The organism is Paenibacillus sp. FSL L8-0502 (assembly GCF_038593055.1).
GTDB lineage: Bacteria > Bacillota > Bacilli > Paenibacillales > Paenibacillaceae > Paenibacillus > Paenibacillus polymyxa_D.
On sequence record NZ_CP151958.1, the window covers coordinates 5131043 to 5149978 of the forward strand.

An 18936-nucleotide genomic window follows, 5' to 3' on the forward strand; every position below is an offset into this window, starting at 1 on the left:
TTAGATTCTATCTTGTCATGATGCTTGAAGATTAATAAGATAGGACAAGCTCGTGTTGCTTCTCTTGTATTTGTGAACTTTGGGGGATGCTCTGTTGTCTACGATAGCTATATTTCCAGTCGCTGTATTTATTAAGAAGTCGATCTAACTCCATGGACTTGATTAACACCCGCCGATCCTTCAATCCCACCTCATTCGCCAAATCATTTAGTTCCTTCCGCTTTTCTTCGATGCATTCCTCCAATTGTTTCCATTTCACATCAATAAACCTCCTGTTCGGTGTGGTATTTACATTAGTTTACAAGCTGATACCTTCCCTACAGGTTAAAAATATAATAAAACCCAATTCATCCCTTTAACGGGATGAACCAAAAAAGCCAATCCATAGGAATTGGCTTTTTTGATAACTTGATAACTATTAAGCTCCAGTTCCATGTCCAAAAACAGTAATAGTATGGGACAATTCAAAGAAACTAAAAAGCCCTATAATTAGCATGTATTTCAGGTTTTTTACTTGCATTGATTAAAACCTCCTCCATGATACTTTCATATTCTGCTTTTTGGTCTTTCGTGGCCTCAAGTCTGAATCTTTCGAACAAAGCTGTACAGACCATACACTTTTCTTTGTTATTGATTTCAAGATATTTTCTTAAGCTTTTTAAAATATAATAAACACCTTTCTCATGGAAAAGGTTATTAAACATATATATGGCCAGTTGGTAACACAAATCAGCATAAGTGTCATAACTAAATGACTGCTTATAATAACTCGTACCAACAGATAATTCAGTATTAAAGGACATCAGTTCGTTAGAAAACTGCTGTAGAATATGTTCTATCAAAAAACCATACTTGTTAGCCGACTCTACTATCGTTAATAAACCCAACAAAATCTCGGGTGGGTTACTTTTAAGAAATTGAATATACATTGGCAAACTACTTGTATCACCCATAAGAATATTCAAGTTAAGTTGATTAACATTTGCCCAAAGTGTGAACCTTTGCACTTCTTTTTGTCCAATTTCCCCTAAATCTTCAAACCAACTCAAATCAGCATAGCCAGAAATAAACTGCATGGCCTCTTCGTATTTCCCTTGCTTTTCCAACGCATTTCCCTTCGTCAAGTAACCTTGACCATAGTAGACCACTAAATGTCTCTCAGTTTTCAATGTAGAATTCTTTTTATTAGTTTCTCTACTTTTACATACAATAGTTGCAAGCGCTCTTAATTCATCTGCATAACGCTCTGCTTCTTTCCAATGATGCAAGTTGTAATAAAGATTTGACAGTTTAAGCAGACCATCTAAATGATAATCTAAGGGTACCCGATTCCTAAAGGGTACAAATCTTAAGGCGGCTTCCAAATTTATCTTCATATTTTCACTAACAGATATTGAAAAAATTCTATAGTGACTGATAGCCAATCTCTCGGAATGTTGGTATTTCTCATTTTCAATGACACATTCATAGAAAGGAATTGCCTCTTGTAACTTCCCTTCTTCATAAAGCTCCTCTGCCAAAGCAAAGATTGTTGGAATGTGGTTAAGATCCTCCATTAAGCGTGAAAGCACTTTCTCAACACATCGCAGGTTTCCCACTTCGACACAACGAATCAGGAACGGCTTGACCCTTTTCCAATGTGGTCTTCCATCATAAAAACATTCATCCACATACAGATCATACAACCAGCCCTCTGGATAATTAAAGGCTTTGGTAATCAAGTCCATTTGTCTTACAGATATAGGTTTAGGTGGATTTCCGTTAAGCATCGCACTAAATATACCCCGGTTAAGCCCCGTAGCTTGTCCAAAACTATTAAACGTGTAGCCACCAAGTTTTAATTCTTTCTCAATTTCCGAACGAATCGTGGTTGCATTTTCCAATAAAAACACCCCCGGCATATTCAGATGATTTTAAAAAATCACCCTCCTCGACAATCAATTACAATATACTAGAAATTATATGAATAAATTGGATGATGGTCAACCCCTTTTCTACACTGTTTTATTATATTATGGAATTTGATGTTTATTAAATAGTTCTCACAAAAACTAAATATATAACAATTTAGGCAATACAATTACCTCCACGCCTGATCTGGCTTTGTCTACACTCATACTATAGGAGTGTGGAGGTCTATGGAAACGACGAAACTTATAGGAACGAAAATTCGCCAATTTCGAAAATTGCAGGGTATTACACAAGAACAGTTAGCAGAAGCATCCGATTCAACAGGTTCCTATATCGGCAAGTTGGAGCGCGGTGAGGTCAATGTGCAGATCAAGACATTGGAGAAAATAGCAGAGGCGCTGGACACAAATGTATTCGCATTTTTTGACTATAATCCATATGAAGAACTCAAAAGCCAGCCTTGGATTTGGGAATGCATTCATATCCTTTCCCAGCAGAATGAAGCGGGGCAAAATAAAGCTTATCGCATATTGAAGGAACTTTTCTCGTCAGAGAGTGAGCTTTTAGTGAGTAACTCAGGTGATTCGGATGCTAATGAGAAATTAAATTCTCAGAATTAGCCGTGCACCATACTCTTTAAATGTCAAAAAAGGCTATGTTTCTCTACCTATAGTAGAAATGTACATAGCCCTTTTGAGTTTTAAGGCGTCATTTGCTTAATGTTATATTCGACAGCTTTAAGTACTTTTTATATTCTGCCCGTTGTTCATGTGTCGAATGGTTTTTGTATTTCTCAAACAATAACGTGATAGACTTGATATAGTAAGCCTTATCATTCAACTGTGAGGATACTTTGAGACTGTTCAAATTAGTTTAGAGAACCATTTGCTTCATACCATAACGCACTTCTTCAAGCACTTTTTCATATTCTGCAAGTTGTTCATGTGTAATATGGCCTGTTAGTTTTTCGAATAACAAGGTTACTCCTTTAATAAAATTACTCTTCGTATTTAACTGAGTGGATACCCTAAGGCTTTTTATTATATTGTCAATAGCTTCTGAATATCTGCCTATGTTGAAATAGTAACGCGCAAGTTCCAGATACACGCGGGAATAATTCCATAAAAGAGTACTTATTTGATAGTGTGATGGTGTTGAGACGAATTTCTTATAATCAGCAATTTCGTCAGAGAAAACATCTAGGACATCTTCTAAAGAGAAATTATACTTGTTTGCCGACTCTATAATGGTAATTAGACCATGAGAAATTTCTTGGGGATTTTGCTGTATAAGCTCGACATAAGCTGCTAAGCTGCTGACATCTCCAATTAAAACTTTTAAATTAAGAAGATTAGCCTTTGCCCATAATTGGAGCATTTTCACCCCTTGTAGACCATTTTCATCCAATCCCTCAAACCATGACAAATCTTCATAATAGGGAATGAATTTTAAAGCCTCTTCATACATTCCTTGATTCTCCAACGCGTTCCCGTGCAATAAATACCCTAGACCATAGTATACGACAAGGGGCTTCTCACTATTGATGTTATCCAGTTTCCTATTTTTCGAACAACTATAAACTTGCTGATGATAGACACTTATAGCCAGTGTCCGAAGTTCTTTCGCATACTTTATCGCAATCTCCCAATTACTTGTGTTGAAATAAACATTGGTTAACTTCAATAATCCATCCAACTGATGATTCTCTGGCAAGCTTTTGCGAAATGGATCGAATTTAATAGCAGCTTTTAAGCTGCTTTCTAAATCTTCAGTAAGCGAGTAACAAAACAATCTGTATTGACTAATGGCCAAGCGCTCCGAGTGGTAATACCTTTCATTTTCTATTACACACTCGTAAAAGGGGATAGATTCCTTTTGCTTACCTACTTCGTGTAGTTCTTCTGCAAGCTCAAATATTGTCGACACATAGAACAAATCCTCCGTTAGTCTCGTCAATACCTTTTGAATACAGTCTCCCTTTCCTAACTCTACACAACGCAATAAAAAAGGTTTGATCCGTTTCCAGTGCCCTTTCCCTTCGTAAAAGCATTCATCTATGTACAACTCATACAACCAGCCTTCGGGATACCCTAATGCCTTAGTGATCAAGTCCATCTGCCGAACGGAGATTGGCTTGGGTGGGTTACTGTTCAGCATGGTACTGAATGTACCACGGTTAATACCAGATATTTTACTAAAGCTGCTAAATGTATATCCCCTTTGCTTGAGTTCGGTCTCTATCGTCGAGCGGATCGTAGGTGTATGTTTCATTTCAATCCCCCTCAATATAGTTGCAGTTATATCGTAAGTCATACTTAACATGTGATTTCGGTCGTAAGAACTTCATTTCATTACAAAATAATTAAAATAGTGAAATATATGGTCTATAAAGTCATTTTATTTTATGATGCCTTAGAAAGAAGCCTTTTTTTTACGAATTCCGTGATAATTGAAAAGTTAAATGAGGTACATCTGGAGAACCATTAAAAACAAACTTCAAGTTTTTTTATTTGAATGTCACAAATGTATATCTTTTTCAGTTATATAGGCAGAAGGGAGGGACGTTAATGGAAAAACTACATGCAAATAATCAAGACACAGATATCAATCTTGTCATAGAGCAGATCCAAGCAGGCGACAAACAAGCATACACACATATCATACGGCGTTATCAACAACAGATCTTTTTATATTGCTACTACTTACTTAAAAATCAGGAAGAAGCAGAAGATGCCGCTCAAGAAATATTCATCAAAGGGCTTGAGCACATCCGTCAGTTCGTACCTACAGTTTCTTTTTCAGCTTGGCTTTACAAAATCGCTCAAAATCACTGCACTGACTTATTAAAAAGAAACGCTAGAACATTCAAATCCTTCATTCAGTACAAACTGAACCTAAAGCAACAACCCATACATGAATATACAAATTTAATTCACGAGTTACTGGACCAGCTAACATTAAAAGATCGCCAGATTTTATTATTACGTTCGCTTGAGGATTACAACTACGAAGAGATTGCTACAATTATGGGACTGAAATCATCCACGATCCGAAAAAGATATGAGCGACTCCGTAAAAAGCTAATTAACTACAATGAAAAGGGAGGAAAACAAATTGAGCATTCATTTAAACCCGGAAGATAAAGAAATCGAGCACTTACAAAAGCTTATTCGGAATACTCCATTACAAGTGGATTTAATAGATAGAACTATGGAACGCTATAGCAATATGAAAACAAGACGTTATAAGCGCTCTAACTCTCGTTCAAAAAGAGTTCGCAATGCCTTTTTCGGAGCCTCTGCTGCACTTGTAATGGCGTTTACACTTGTCGTTAGTACTGGATTCATTTCACCAACAATGGCTGCATCCTTAAAACAAGTTCCAGGTATGAATTCTATATTCCAGCTAGCTGGTGATCTTGGTTTACAAACAGCGGACGAAAAAGGGCTACTATCCAAACCAAATCTTAGTGACACTCACGATGGCCTGACTCTCAGCGTACCGGAAGTTATGTTTGATGGAACACGTATATCCATTGCCTTAGAACGGCAAACCACTGACAAAAGATTTTTAAACACCGAATTACCCTTATTACTTGATGATTTAATACTTTCCATTAATGGAGAAGACATACACTCTTATGCACCTGCTAACACTAGCAACTCCATTGATCCTTATACGATACCTGGGAAAAATTCTAATTCAACAATTATACAATTTTCAGATTTACGTAACCAGGGAGGGAAGCCTTTCCCAGATAAGTTTAATTTAACAGTCTCCATGCCTGTCTCCGGCATTAAGCAACCATTTAAAATAGAAATTCCTGTGGAAAAGAACACCAAGAATAACTTGGTTTTTACACCGTCTCTTAAGCGAAAGTATTCAAACATTGACTATACCCTAGAAAAAGTTGAGCTCACACCGATTACAACCAGCATCACTACTCGCATAAAGCTACCTACTAATTCGAAAATTTCGTCACTTCCTTTTTTGGAGTATGAAATTTACGATGATAAAGGAAAACAACTAAAATTTATAAGCAACAACGGTTGGAGTGCTACGGATGGAAACGTTCTGATAACTGATTCACGTTTTGAACCTTTCACCTCTCTCCCCAAATCAATTACTATAAAGGTCGACAAGGTTATCTTAAGAAAAGATGATAAGAGCAAATTTGAATTAGACAAAGATGGAAATCCAAAAATAGAGTATTTCCCTGATCTAGAGATTACTTACCCGATTAATCCATGATAATAAATAAGTGAAGGAAGTGAAGCGTACTTCACCTCCTTCACTGCATATAAGTACTATCTATCTTCTAACATCAAAAGTATAAACTCCAAGCTTGTCTCCATTAGATTTATATGCGGCTACTTGGGCTGTTCCATAACCGATCATCTTAGCTTTATTTCCATGAAGTTCGACAACATCACTTCCATACAAAATCATCCAGTTAGAACCTTCCATAGCATATGAGCTACCTATACCTAATTTAAGTGGGGGAGTATCTTGCTTTGTAATAGGTGGCTTTTCTCCATTGGCAGGACTAAAGGTTACGGTTACTTTCGCTGGAGCTCCAACAGATATTGTTGAACTTACTGGTGAAGCCGAAGCTACTCCCCCTAAAGATAAAGCTAACGCGGAAATTGATAGTGCTAAGATTGCTTTTTTCATTTGTCATTTCTCCTCTTTAATAGTCTTCTTTAAAAGTTCTTAAGCTACTAAACACCTTGCTTTATGTCTGTGGCTACGTTTCTGTTACATTTTCCAACCCCCTTCCTTCTAATTAATTCCATTCTAATTCTTGATATGTTACAAAAAGAATAGAAATAAACATATCATTTCATTTTTTACAAAATAATCATATAGATGGCTTCTCGTATAAAAAAATGAGCAGGTAGGATACAAATCCCCCTGCTCATTTCAGCGATAGTATTTATATCATTTTAATTAGCTGTCGGTTCGGTTCCCCAAACAAGTACCCCATTATGATACAACGTAGCTTTCGTATGATCGGCGAATGAAGTTTGCGTGCCTTTATACGAGTAATCGTCACTTTCGTTATAGTTCGACCAGTCTGTTTTATGAATACGAGTTTGAATTCCGCCCGTGCTTCCTCTAGGTGCTAACACGCCTGCATCTGAGTTGAAGCTGACTTCCAAATAATAATCAGCACCGGTTGCAGCCTTATCCATTTTAACCAGTTTACCATTCAGCTTTGAGCAGCTCAGCATTGCATAGTCGCAGTTGAATGTCTGCTCACGGTCACCGTCGATCGTGTAGTAGTAGCGAATTTTCAACTCGTTGATCGGTACGGAGGCTGTACCTTTGTTTACAATTTGGAAATGCGGGTTCAAGTGATTGTCGTTCACATTTGTATCCGCTGTGCGATACTGGAGCACCAGTCCCGTTGTCGGCTGCTGAGTATCCGCTTTCGGTGCTGCGCTAGCCGTGTTCGAAAGCGTTTGACCTGCATCGTTCTTCGCTACGACTTGGTAATAGTATATCGTGTCTGCCGTTACGGCTGTGTCGGTGTAGCTGCTTTCGTATACATCGCTCGCTACGGTGGCGAACGTACCGTTTTCAGCCGTCGAACGCTTCACTTCATAGCTTGCGGCATTCGCCGATGCTGTCCAGCTCAGCTTTACTTTCGCCGTTTCGCCCGCTGCGTTCAGCGTGAAGCTGCCCGGTACTGATGGTTGCTCGGTAATGCCATACGTTTTTAAGTTAGTCGGGAGCTTTTCAAGCGTAATGACGTTCGGATGATTATACACTTTTTTCAGATGCTCCAGACTGTTTTGTTTGCCGTCTCTCAGGAAATCCCCATACCATGTAGCGAACCAGCTCCAATGGGCTTGATACGCCTTCATCAGATCAGGGTCCGGGATAGGTCCGTTTTCGCTCATGGCAACTAACTTTTTGTCCTTGCCCAATGTAACAAGGTCTTCGTATTTTGCAATCTGCGGGCTGTAGTCGCCTGCTTGCGGATAAGAGTCAAAGCTCAAAATATCCACATACTCATCTCCCGGATACCAATCCGGAGCAACAGAATTCCATACCCAAATCAAATTGTTCAGTTTGTGCACATTCGTCAAACGGTCATGCATCAAAATATACAATTTTTTAACAGGCTCAGGGCCTTTGGCGCCCCACCAGAACCATTTGCCTTCCGCTTCGTGCAAAGGACGGAACAGCACAGGAACTTTCGCATCCTGCAACTTCTTCAATTGCCCCGCAATTACATCGATGTCGCGAATAAGCAATGTATAATCTTCGGACTCTGGATGATTCATCGCATATTCGATATCGAATGTAGTTGAATCGGCATAAAAGCCTCTCCACCATTCTTTTCCCTGCGTATCGATCAGACCTTTCGGTGCGTTCCAATGCCATGCAAAGGTAACAATGCCCCCTTGCTTATCCCATGCAATCGCCTTTTCCGTCTCTGTGGAACTAAGACCGTGTTCCGCTCTGCTTGGCGAATAGTCGATCAGGTCAAGCGCTGCAATTGCTGGTTTTTTACCTACATTGGCTTGAAGCCAATCAATTTCGTTTATCTCCTCCTGACCAGAGAGCATATTCTTCCCGTATTGATCAACCAGGTAGTTCATCAATGCTCTTGCTTCTATCGTCGCATTCGGACTAATGAGCGTTTTGGTTACCGCATGCGGTGGACGGTCAGTAGCTGGCTCCAGCTTGACATAGTCGATATCATACCAGCCCCAGCCTGTTTCAAAACCGATCGTATTGGCCCCTGCATTCAACAGAACCTTACCACCGGAAGTCTCTTTAAAATCAGCCGATTTCGAAAGTATCAGCTCGCCAGACGCTTTGCCGTTTAAAGAGAAGTTCGTGCGTTTGTCATCATGAGGAGAACGGTAGCCGATTGTAAGATTGTACAAGCCTGCCGCCTCTGCCTGAATCGTCATCGCCAGGGAATCCCCCGGATTGTGGAAATTAGTTACATAACCAGTACCTGAGAAGCCAGTCCCGCTGGATTCCACAATGGTTCCCTTCAGCGTGCCCTCTTCGGCTTCATAGCGATTGGATCCGTCTACAGGCGCTCGAGGAACCGCTTTCAAAACATTGGATTCGCTTATTCCCGCCTTTGTTTTTGCGGTTATTTTATAATAATAAGAAGTGCCGTTCGTTACGTTGGTATCTGTATAAGACGTTTCGACCAAGTTGGATGCTACAGCAGTAAAAGGACCGTTTTCATACGTAGCCCGCTGTACACTGTACCCTACAGCTCCGCTGGAAGCGTCCCAGGATAAATCGACTTTCCCATCGCCAGCCTCAGCCCTCAGCGCAAAGCTTTCAGGACCTTCCACAGGTGGCACAGACGTATCATTGCCAGCAGTCAAGACGATATGATAAGCCGTCAATGGTGGTACTGTATAGGTAAAGCGGTTGCCTGAAATTTGCGTGATTGGTGCGGATTCCTTAATTTGCGAGCTATTTTTGTCGAAGCCCCATACTTTACCGGAACCGTAAGTCGTCTCGCCGGAAAGATCAAATTGGGCGCCGAATGCGCTGTCCATGCTTTTATTCATGACAACGAGGTGCAGTTCTTTGTAGGATGCATCTGTTACGGAAGCATGCACCGAGCTATTAACAATATCCGACGTTTGCGCGTTAACGCTGATATCACCGAAAGTAGAGCTTTTTCCGTCATAATTGCGATAAAGCTTGTAAGCGGCACTAACGTAGTTGTTGGCACCCTCCTTTAACTTCCAGTAGTTTGCCATATAAACGTCGTTTTTGCCCAAGATGCCCAACACATCGGCCATAGCGATACCGCCAGAAATATCATTTTCGCCGCCATAGCTATACTCAGTCAAAGCCAGCTTGGTTCCCGGGTAATACTTATCCACCGACTGCTTTAATCGAGGCAATAAAGGCAAGAATTCACTGTTCCATTGAGCGATCCAGCTATCTTCCTTGTAGGTCGGATCCCACAAAGTACGAGGCGCCTGCATTCTGGCTTTCTTCGTTTCGTCATTGCCTACCTCATTCGTAATTCGTATGCCTCCGCCCATCGCTTCGGGATACCAGTGGACGTCGAAAACATCCAGCAATCTCTTGCCTTCAGCTTGCGAGCTAAGGCGCATTTGATCCAGGTAATAGTCCACGAACCAGCTGTAGTTGCCTTTTACAGAGTTCCAATCAGGTGCGGTTTGAAGATCTGTATAGGCGCCAAAACCGTAAAGAACGGGCCCAAAAATTTCCGCACCCGCGTCAACCGCTTTAACAGCTTTGGATAAACTTACCGACCGGTCTACCAACTCTTTGGCTCCGACCTTTTCACCATGAATGCGCGGATGCGTGTGCGACCAGAGAGCGGGTTCATTGTCGAGCGCATATCCTTTCACTCCCGTCTTTGTTGAAGCAACGCCGTACTTTTTCACTAAAAAGTTGACGAATTCATCCGCATAAACCTGATTGTCATTCAGATCAGGCTGTAGTTGGAACGGCGCATTTTTAGCGTTTACGACCTGATTCCAACGAGCAGAAGGGGCCTTTTCACTTTCCTGCACACTTCCGTTTCCATCCTTGGCCACATAACCAGCCATCGGCAGCGTGACTAAAGAATATGTGCCCTGCTTCAGCGATTGATCGTGAAACGAGGTTGCCACCGCACCTGGCTTTTCACATTCGGCTTTTGTCAATCCGGCGTTGTCGCATAAATAGCTATCGCTGGACTGCATCCAGTCACTTCCTGCATTGGACATATTGTTTTCCCAGTTATATCCGGTCATTCGATTGCCACCAAGTCGTCTGGCAGTCAGATTCTCATCGCCTGCCAATTCCTGATTCGTACCGTAAATATAAGGGCTAATCGGCTTACGATCCTTGGATGTATCGACTTTAATGGTAACGGTCTTTGCCGTTTGACCGTGAACTACAGTTGGAGTCGGTAGAGCCCCCCCTACTATAATCGTGCATGCCATGACGACCGGCAGCCATTTGGAACGTTTGGACCAAATACCACTACTATTTTTCTCCTTCATGCCGCTTTCCTCCTTTAAGTTTGAAAAGAGCGGCACCCATACGAGTGCCGCTCTACAAGGCTTTAAGGCTCCTGATTCCAAACGAGTTTATCGTTCTGGTACAGCGTCATATCCCTGCTTGAAATGTTCCAGCCGAAGACAACACCCTCTTTCTTTGAAACTGGATTTATAATATTACCTTAACACAAAGGTATATTGACATTTTTAACTATTGTTTTAATTAGCTAGTATTAATTTCTTAAATAACCATATTGCTTGAGTATCCCAATAGCTCTTGCTTATCCACACTCGTCCTTCCTACCGTACTTTATCCTTTTGAATAAGCTTATAATAGATGCGCGCAGGCTCTGATTCTCCAGTGGATAAAATGTATTCTGCCAAAGGTGCGCACAGCTTTTGGAGGTAAAAGGAGTATAGTAGCTCGGCCGTGTCAAAATGAATTTTCAACACCTGCTTCATCAAACCTTCGAATTTGGAGTAATCCAGTTCTTCCGGGGTAATATCAAACGGGTACTCAGGAAAGGTTTTTTTCTGAATTTCAACAAACTGCTCCCTAAGCTTCGGTTGATTGCCTGAACGGGCAGCCGAGAAATTCATCATAAAAAAAGATACAAAGTCCGTCTCACGATCACTTAACTTATAGTACTCACACCAACGCATGAATATCAGTGGTTTTACCATATATAAATCTCCTTTAACAAAAGTTCAGATTTATCATGAATCTTACAAAAATCTAGTGGGTTCCATCTTATGTAATATATAGGTTAAGCCCCATTTTAAAATATGATTCCTTAAATGAATTTTGCTTTTTAACATATCCCCTTCTTATATATCTATGAAAGTGGACAACAAAAAAAGACCGTTTCAGTATCTTAATGACGCTGACCAAGTCTTCTCATAATCATCCGTATAATCGCATTCGTATTTATTCTAATCTTCTACATAGCTGCAAGGTTACAGGCTGCACGTGAACACATAAGCGGGCGGGACATTGCAGTTTACCTTTTTAATCTGAATGTCAGCAAAAAAGGTGCGGAAAAAATTGTGTTTGACCTTGCTGTACTGGAACGTAATAAATTTGCCTTCCTGACCCAAAACCTCAGCCGTTTGTCCCAAAATAAGGCTAGATAACGCGCCTGGCAGGCTGGTGAAAGGGAGCCCTGATACGACATAATCCACTTTTGGAACCTCATACTGTCGTATATACTGCGCTACATGCTCAGCCGATCCATGAATGATGTGTACCTTCTCCAAGTGTCCGTACTTGCTTTGTAGCGTTTTGTAAAACGATTCATTAGCTTCAATCACTAAAAGTAGCGTTTCTGGACGCTTGTTCAAAATCAGCTCTTGCGTAAACACACCGGTCCCTGCACCATATTCAATAATGCACGATGCTTTGTCAAAGTAAATCGGTGTGGCAATTTGTTTGGCCAACTGTCTTGAGCTGGGTATAACAGCGCCTACGCTGCGTGGATGCCTGATGTACTCTCGAATAAAGTGAATCGCGTTCATCTTTTCCTCTCCCTGCTTGACACACATGATAGACATTCGGTTCATCGACGCTTCTTATTACATATTCATTGTATACCGATCAGAATATTGATTTCAAGCAGGCTACTGTCGGCATATAAAAAGAGCGTAGCCTTATTCGACTCTAATCAAATAATGACTACCCTCTTATTGTAACATCTATTTGTTCATGGTATCCAACTGTGTACCCTCTGCCTGCGATGCCTGTCCAGCTTTACGTCGTCGTGCGCCTATATGCATGGCAACAATCCGATAGATGGAGGCCGGCTGTAGGGATACGGCCCAGCTCGCGTCTGCATCTGGTGCAAGCACGGCCCCTAGCTGGTGATGATCGCCATCGTACATGCCTCGCTGCACAAACTTGCTCTCGCCTTGCAGATTGCGTACTTCCAGCTTGCAAAAGGCAGAATTGATCCGCAAGGCCTGGTGTAACTCGGCACGGGTATTCACAACAATCCCATTCACGCGGTAAATGGCCTCGCCCGGCAATATGCCCATGGCTGTCGCCGGACTGTCTGGCAGCACAGCGAGCACACGCATCCCTTGCTCCGGATGGACAAACATCGGGCTAAGACGACTTTCCTCCATATTACCATACCAGATCAGCGCCTCATGAGCCAGAAAAGAGAATAACGCTGCTAACAATATCAGCGGACTCCACCATGCCGCCAGCAAGCTCAACAGAAGTAAAGCCACACTGTATAGGAGCAAGCGGTTCGAAGTGAGTACCGCCTTCTGTCGTGGTAGCTGGCCTAGCGTCACGCTGCTGAAGCCCATCAGGACTGGCAAGGCTGCCAGCATATACCCGGTTCCAGCATCGCCGCCGAACAACGGTGTCCAGGGAAGCATGAATCCTCCCTGAGTGGGTACCAGCAATAACAACGGAATGGGCCAGAGATCTTCCATCCGATAGCCGCCAACCAATCTCCCCCGTTTGCCCTCGACAAACAGTGGAGTGGCAGCTTTCCCCCCTTGCCAGCGAACCAACAGCGCCTCAGCCACATGCAGCACGGCGACCAACACCAACAGTGCTGGAATATCCAATCCGCGGATAGCCGCTACTGAAGTTCCGAGCGCTCCCACAGGTTGCCAGCCACTGGCCACATTTAGGAAAAATTGAACCACACCTAGCAGACCTACCGAATAAGCGAGACACAGGTAACGGACGCGTACCAGCATGAGCAGTAATGTTGCTACCCACAGGCACACGATGGAAGCCGGGTTCAGATGCACGCTGACGAACATTCCCAGAGCGGATAGCGCCATTCCAGCAAGCAAACCACTCCATACGACACGCCAGGTCTCTGAGGCCCAGCTATGCATTTTAGTATGAAATAGCTTGCGCTCCAGCAGCATTTGCCGACGATAACCAAGTGCCACAATGAGTATTGAGATATAATAAAACGGCTGCATAAGCAGGTATAAGCAAGCATTCAAGACGCTCCATCCCCATTGTAATGCCCATTCCAAGTCCATTCACACTCCCTTATGCCCCTGGCCCGCTGTATAGCGGATCACGTACACTTCATATCCATTTATTCTATATGAAATTGCCAACGTAGGGAAGACAAACCGACAGACTGCAAATAAATCCCAATATAAAAGGAGGCTGTTTCCAGCCCCCTTGTTGTAGCCTCACTATTATTTCGCTACGCTTGTCTTCATTTCCTTCCGAATCTCTTCAATCCCCTGCTTGAGTTGATTATCATTTTTCGGATCACGAATTTTCTCAATCAGCTTGGCTTCCATCGCTGCTGCTGTCTTCGCATCAATGATGCCACTAGCCGTCAGCTTCGCTTGTTTTTGAAAAGCAATAACAGAGCTTTCAGTTACTTTGTCAAAATAGCCATCCTCGCGACCTGGTTTGTAACCCAAACCTTGCAGAATGATTTGTGCATTTTTCACATCACTGCTATTCATATTGTATTTCAAGGACTTTTCCTTGTTCAGCGGTGCTGCTGTGAAGTATTCAGGCTGTTCCACCGCGATGTTCGGCTTAATCCCTTTTTTATGAATCCACGTTCCATTTGGCGTTAACCATTTGGCAATCGTGATTTTGAGCAGGCTACCGTCACCCATTTGCTTGTCATAGCTGGTTTGTACAGTACCTTTACCAAAGGAGTTTTCCCCGATCAACACAGCACCTGCTGATTGCTGGAGAGCACCTGCCAGAATTTCGGACGCACTTGCGCTACCTTTATTCATTAGCAAAGTCACAGGGTAATTTTTACGTGAACCTTTGGATTTCTCTTCTTCACGCTTCTGATTCTTGTCTTCCACTTGTACAATCGTTTTGCCGGAAGGTACAAATTGCTGCGCAATCTCAATGACAACGGAAAGCACGCCGCCCGGGTTATTACGCACGTCAATGACGAGCCCTTTTAGCCCTTGCTTCTCGAGCTTCGCCAACTCTTCCTTGAATCGTTCTGCTGTATTCAAGGAGAACTGGGTGATCGTGATGACGCCTACACCGTCGCTTTCCATATGAGCTGTTACAGTTTCCATATCAATATTGTCACGGGTAATCGTGTATTCGAGCGGATCAGGAGAGCCACTGCGCTGAATTTTGACTTTCGCCTGACTGCCTTTAGGTCCACGGATTTTGGAAACGGCCTTGTTCAGATCCAATCCGTCCAGTGTTTCACCATTAACAGACAAAATAATATCCTTAGAGCGTAGCCCTGCCTTTTCAGCCGGCGAGCCTTTAATTGGCGTGACTACAACTACTTTTCCGTTTTCAGCCGCTACTTCAGCTCCGATCCCGGTAAAAGAGCCTTCTATAGATTGCTCGAACTGTTGTGCAGTTTCTTTACCCATATAAGAGGAATACGGGTCGCCGAGCGACTCCATCATACCATTGATGGCGCCATCCACCAGCTTGGTACGATCCACATCCTGATAATATTGTCCCTGAATCAGGTCCATCGCCGTTTCGATTTTGCGGATATCACTTCTGGAAGTAGAACTGCTACCTGTCACACTCGCCAGCAGTCCTTCGCCCAGAGCGCTGTTCCCTACTGTAGTCGTTCCAGTATAGGCAAAAGTGAGCAGACTGCCGCCAAGCAGCCCGATCACCATCAAGAGTATCGCTGTACTTTTTTTCAACATCTAATCGTCCACCGCCTTCTCATTATCTTGTATCCTATTGCCTTACAACGCATATCCATCCACGAAGTATACGTCTAGCTTGTACGGAATATGTTAATTGTATCCTACTCCGTGTCTCAATGCACATGTTCTTCATCGGATATTAACCATTACAGCAAAGCCCTATCTACAACCGTAATGGCTATAAATAGGGCTTACCTTTTTTACTATAAATAGTTCATCGGATTTACAGGTTTATTATTTTCGCGCACCTCAAAATGACAGTGAGGTCCTGTGGAATTGCCCGTCGAACCAACTTCTGCAATTTTTTGACCACGTTTCACAGTCTGCCCCGTATGAACCACCGTACCGCCATTGCGAATGTGTCCGTATAGGGTCCATAGTCCGTCTCCATGGTCAATTACAACTGTGTTTCCATAACCACTCCACCACTCGGCAACAATGACAACACCGTCTTCAGCTGCATGAATATCAGTTCCCTGCGGAGCCGCCATATCAATACCTGTGTGGCCTTTAAGCTTACCAGTAATCGGATGTACCCGCATGCCAAAAGTAGATGAGAGTCTGTAATGAGATACAGGTAAAGCCAACGTACCTGATCCACCCGTATACGTACTGGCTGCCGCATGGCTGGAATTTGAGGCAGCGCCTGAGGAAGAAGATGCATATCGTTTGGCTTCAGCCGCACGTGCAGCTGCTCTGGCGCGTGCTGCTTTGGCAGCCTGCTCCGCTCTGAGCTTGTTCTTCTCCTGCACCAGACCCACACGTTTATTCGCGAGGGCTACCAGCATGTCATTTTGCTCTTCGCTGATTTCATCTGACTCCGCAATATCATGATCATAATTGGAAATCAGTCTTTGCTTCTCTTTCTCCTTCGAATTCAGTTCTGCTTTGGCGCCCTGCTTGAGCGCATACAGCTTCTTGGCATTTTTATATTCCGTATCCAGCTGCTTCTTCTTACTTACGACCAGAGCCTTGTCCTTTTTATGCTCGTCCAACAGGATTTGATCCTGCTCCACGATCGTTTTCAGGGAATCTACCCGGCTAAGAAAGTCACTAAAACTGGACGAAGACATCAGCACGTCCATATATGAGACGGTTCCATCCGTATACATCAAACGCACACGAGTTTCCAGCATTTTTTCCCGTGACTGGATACGATCAATGGCCTCAGCTAAATCTTTTTTAGTCGCACGCAGATTATCTTCCGTTTGATCAATCTGAACCGCAACACGAGTCAGCTGATCACTGACACTGTTAATCTGAGCAAGCACAATTTTTAGGTTTTGCACGGTTTTATTTTTGTAATGTTGGGCATACTGTTTATCTTGAGCAGCCTTTTCCTGTTGTTGCTTGGCAGATTGGGCCTGCTTTTCCAATTTGTTCAGCTGCGAATTGATCTCACTCATGCTTTTGGCATATCCGTCAGAAGGCTGGATTAGCAATGCGGCTACCAAGGTAGCGGCCAACACAGATCCTGTTTTTTTCAACTTGCACTCCCCATCCTTTATCGCAAAATAACACCGGGCTTCCCCGTTCTATTAAATCGACCACGACGTCCAACCAGCGCTTCTTATACTTTTAAGAACTTGCGCATGGACAGGGTACTGCCAACAATTCCGACCAGCATCCCCAAAATAATCAGCAATGCACTCAACTGAATCCAAATGCCTTCAAGTGGCATAAGCTTCAACATATTCAGAGCTATATCGCCCTGAACGGCTGTGAGCAAACGCTGATAGCCAGTAAATAAAATACCTACGGTAATCAAGGAACCAATGAGACCGATAAGCGCTCCTTCAATAAAAAACGGCCAGCGTATAAAAAAGTTGGTCGCACCGACCAGCTTCATAATGCCAATCTCTCTTCGTCGTGCCAATATGGTCACGCGAATCGTATTCGAGATGAGGAACATGGACATGATCGCCAGTCCAGCGACGAATATAAAGCCTACATTACGAATGAGCTTCGTAATCGTAAAGAGCGTCTCTACGGTGCCTTTTCCATAACGAACCTTTAAAATCGGTTTCTCTGGATGCAACGTATTCAGCTTCTCAATCTTTTCGGCCACAAATGGAACCGTTGTTGGTTCAATAACCTCTACCACAATTTTGTCCGGCAGTGGATTGCTGTCCTTGTCAAAACCCTCCAGCAGCTCCTTGCCGCTGTCACCCAAATCTTTGCGCAGCTCTTCCAAACCCTGAGCTTTAGTCACAAAGGTCGTTTTGCTGATTTCTGGCATCGCCGCGATTTCCTTTTGCAGTGTTTCACGCATGTTTTGCTCTACATTCAGCTCCAGAAATACGTTAACCTCCACCTGACTATCTGCCTGATCAGCCAGGGAATTGACGTTGAGCACCAGCATGATAAATACGCCCAATATGAGCAGTGACACAATAATCGAGGTGACGGATGCCACGGACATCCAGCCATTGCGGAATATGTTTTTGAAACCTTCCCGCACATGACGTAAGAAGGTGTTAAAAGTCATATCCGTACTCCCCTCTTACCTGATCCCTTACGATGTTGCCATTTTCAATGGCAATCACGCGTTTACGCATAGAGTTCACGATGTCCTTATTGTGGGTCGCCATCACAATGGTCGTGCCTCGAAAATTAATTTCGTCCAGCAACTGCATGATCTCCCACGATGTTTCCGGGTCCAGATTTCCCGTAGGTTCATCGGCAATGATCACGGAAGGATTGTTTACGATGGCCCGTGCAATCGCTACACGCTGTTGCTCCCCACCGGAAAGCTGGGCAGGCTCACGATTCATTTTTGTTTTCAAGCCAACCAGTTCAAGCACTTCGGGTACCCGTTTGCGAATCAGCTTCTTGGGAGCTTCAATAACTTCCATAGCAAAAGCCACATTCTCATAAGCCGTCAAACGCGGCAAAAGCCGGAAATCCTGAAAAATGACTCCGATGTTACGACGAACGTAGGGAATTTTACGCTGCTTGAGCTTCCCGATATTAAAACCATTGACTGAAATTTGCCCCTTGGTAGGTACTTCTTCTCTATAAATAAGCTTCATAAAAGTCGATTTCCCCGCTCCAGACGGGCCGACTACGTATACAAATTCATTGCGGTCAATTCTGACCGATACTCCTTGAAGTGCGTGGGTTCCGTTAGTATAGGTCTTCCACACATCCTGCATTTCAATCACTCGATCACTTCCCGTTGCTTAATCATATTACGCATAACCTAATATCCATTCGACATATTCCATGCATTTCCTTTAAAAACTTCTCTATTTCATCATACCGTTTATCATTGTAACAAATTTGTTACCTAAATAGTACCGAAAGTTTTCTGCTTTTGGCACATATATATGAATATTATGGCACACGAGTACGCTATCAAGCTTATCAGACA

General features: G+C 43.0%; 15 protein-coding genes. 3 read left to right on the forward strand and 12 right to left on the reverse strand.

Translation table 11 applies throughout. The features are described 5' to 3' along the window. Positions 1 to 31: 31 nt before the first annotated feature. Positions 32 to 259: an aspartyl-phosphate phosphatase Spo0E family protein gene (locus NSQ57_RS22455; protein ID WP_023990607.1), complete on the reverse strand. Its 228-nt coding sequence runs from the start codon at positions 257 to 259 to the stop codon at positions 32 to 34. Between the two features lie 214 nt (positions 260 to 473). After that, positions 474 to 1883 (reverse strand): DNA-binding protein, encoded by a 1410-nt coding sequence (locus NSQ57_RS22460; protein ID WP_340957038.1) that lies wholly within the window; start codon positions 1881 to 1883, stop codon positions 474 to 476. Between the two features lie 255 nt (positions 1884 to 2138). On the opposite strand from NSQ57_RS22460, the gene NSQ57_RS22465 reads away from it, so the two are divergent. After that, entirely contained in the window at positions 2139 to 2531 is a 393-nt protein-coding gene (locus NSQ57_RS22465) for a helix-turn-helix transcriptional regulator (RefSeq protein WP_342425315.1), read from the forward strand. A 253-nt stretch (positions 2532 to 2784) separates the two neighbouring features. Here the strand turns inward: NSQ57_RS22465 and NSQ57_RS22470 are convergent, their stop codons facing one another. Next, positions 2785 to 4182 carry a helix-turn-helix transcriptional regulator gene (locus NSQ57_RS22470; RefSeq protein WP_342425316.1) on the reverse strand — a complete coding sequence of 466 codons (1398 nt, stop codon included), beginning with the start codon at positions 4180 to 4182 and terminating at the stop codon, positions 2785 to 2787. 296 nt (positions 4183 to 4478) lie between these two features. Here NSQ57_RS22470 and NSQ57_RS22475 point away from each other — a divergent pair, with 296 nt between their 5' ends. After that, a complete protein-coding gene (locus NSQ57_RS22475; RefSeq protein ID WP_342425317.1) occupies positions 4479 to 5054 on the forward strand; it encodes an RNA polymerase sigma factor in 576 nt (191 codons plus the stop codon). After that, on the forward strand, positions 5026 to 6162 hold the full coding sequence (locus NSQ57_RS22480; protein WP_029514543.1) for a DUF4179 domain-containing protein: 1137 nt from the start codon (positions 5026 to 5028) through the stop codon (positions 6160 to 6162). The genes NSQ57_RS22475 and NSQ57_RS22480 overlap by 29 nt, the downstream gene beginning before the upstream one ends. Positions 6163 to 6222: 60 nt before the next feature. On the opposite strand, the gene NSQ57_RS22485 is transcribed toward NSQ57_RS22480, so the two are convergent. The 9 genes from NSQ57_RS22485 to ftsE all read right to left on the reverse strand — a co-directional run bounded on the left by NSQ57_RS22485 (position 6223) and on the right by ftsE (position 18727). Next, entirely contained in the window at positions 6223 to 6585 is a 363-nt protein-coding gene (locus NSQ57_RS22485; protein ID WP_029514544.1) for a hypothetical protein, read from the reverse strand. A gap of 272 nt (positions 6586 to 6857) precedes the next feature. Continuing rightward, complete coding sequence (locus NSQ57_RS22490; protein WP_342425318.1) at positions 6858 to 10922, reverse strand: glycosyl hydrolase; 4065 nt, start codon at positions 10920 to 10922, stop codon at positions 6858 to 6860. 297 nt (positions 10923 to 11219) lie between these two features. Beyond that, positions 11220 to 11603, reverse strand: a complete 384-nt coding sequence (locus NSQ57_RS22495) for a hypothetical protein (RefSeq protein WP_029514546.1) — start codon at positions 11601 to 11603, stop codon at positions 11220 to 11222. A 273-nt stretch (positions 11604 to 11876) separates the two neighbouring features. Further along, positions 11877 to 12434 carry an rRNA adenine N-6-methyltransferase family protein gene (locus NSQ57_RS22500; protein ID WP_029514547.1) on the reverse strand — a complete coding sequence of 186 codons (558 nt, stop codon included), beginning with the start codon at positions 12432 to 12434 and terminating at the stop codon, positions 11877 to 11879. 177 nt (positions 12435 to 12611) lie between these two features. After that, a complete protein-coding gene (locus NSQ57_RS22505; RefSeq protein WP_342425319.1) occupies positions 12612 to 13928 on the reverse strand; it encodes a PDZ domain-containing protein in 1317 nt (438 codons plus the stop codon). 165 nt (positions 13929 to 14093) lie between these two features. Further along, positions 14094 to 15560, reverse strand: a complete 1467-nt coding sequence (locus tag NSQ57_RS22510) for a S41 family peptidase (RefSeq protein ID WP_029514549.1) — start codon at positions 15558 to 15560, stop codon at positions 14094 to 14096. Positions 15561 to 15766: 206 nt separating this feature from the next. After that, positions 15767 to 17050: a M23 family metallopeptidase gene (locus NSQ57_RS22515; RefSeq protein WP_029514550.1), complete on the reverse strand. Its 1284-nt coding sequence runs from the start codon at positions 17048 to 17050 to the stop codon at positions 15767 to 15769. An 83-nt stretch (positions 17051 to 17133) separates the two neighbouring features. Then, positions 17134 to 18051 carry a permease-like cell division protein FtsX gene (gene ftsX, locus NSQ57_RS22520; RefSeq protein WP_013312238.1) on the reverse strand — a complete coding sequence of 306 codons (918 nt, stop codon included), beginning with the start codon at positions 18049 to 18051 and terminating at the stop codon, positions 17134 to 17136. Then, on the reverse strand, positions 18041 to 18727 hold the full coding sequence (ftsE, locus tag NSQ57_RS22525) for a cell division ATP-binding protein FtsE (protein ID WP_023990620.1): 687 nt from the start codon (positions 18725 to 18727) through the stop codon (positions 18041 to 18043). The genes ftsX and ftsE overlap by 11 nt, the downstream gene beginning before the upstream one ends. Positions 18728 to 18936: the final 209 nt, after the last annotated feature.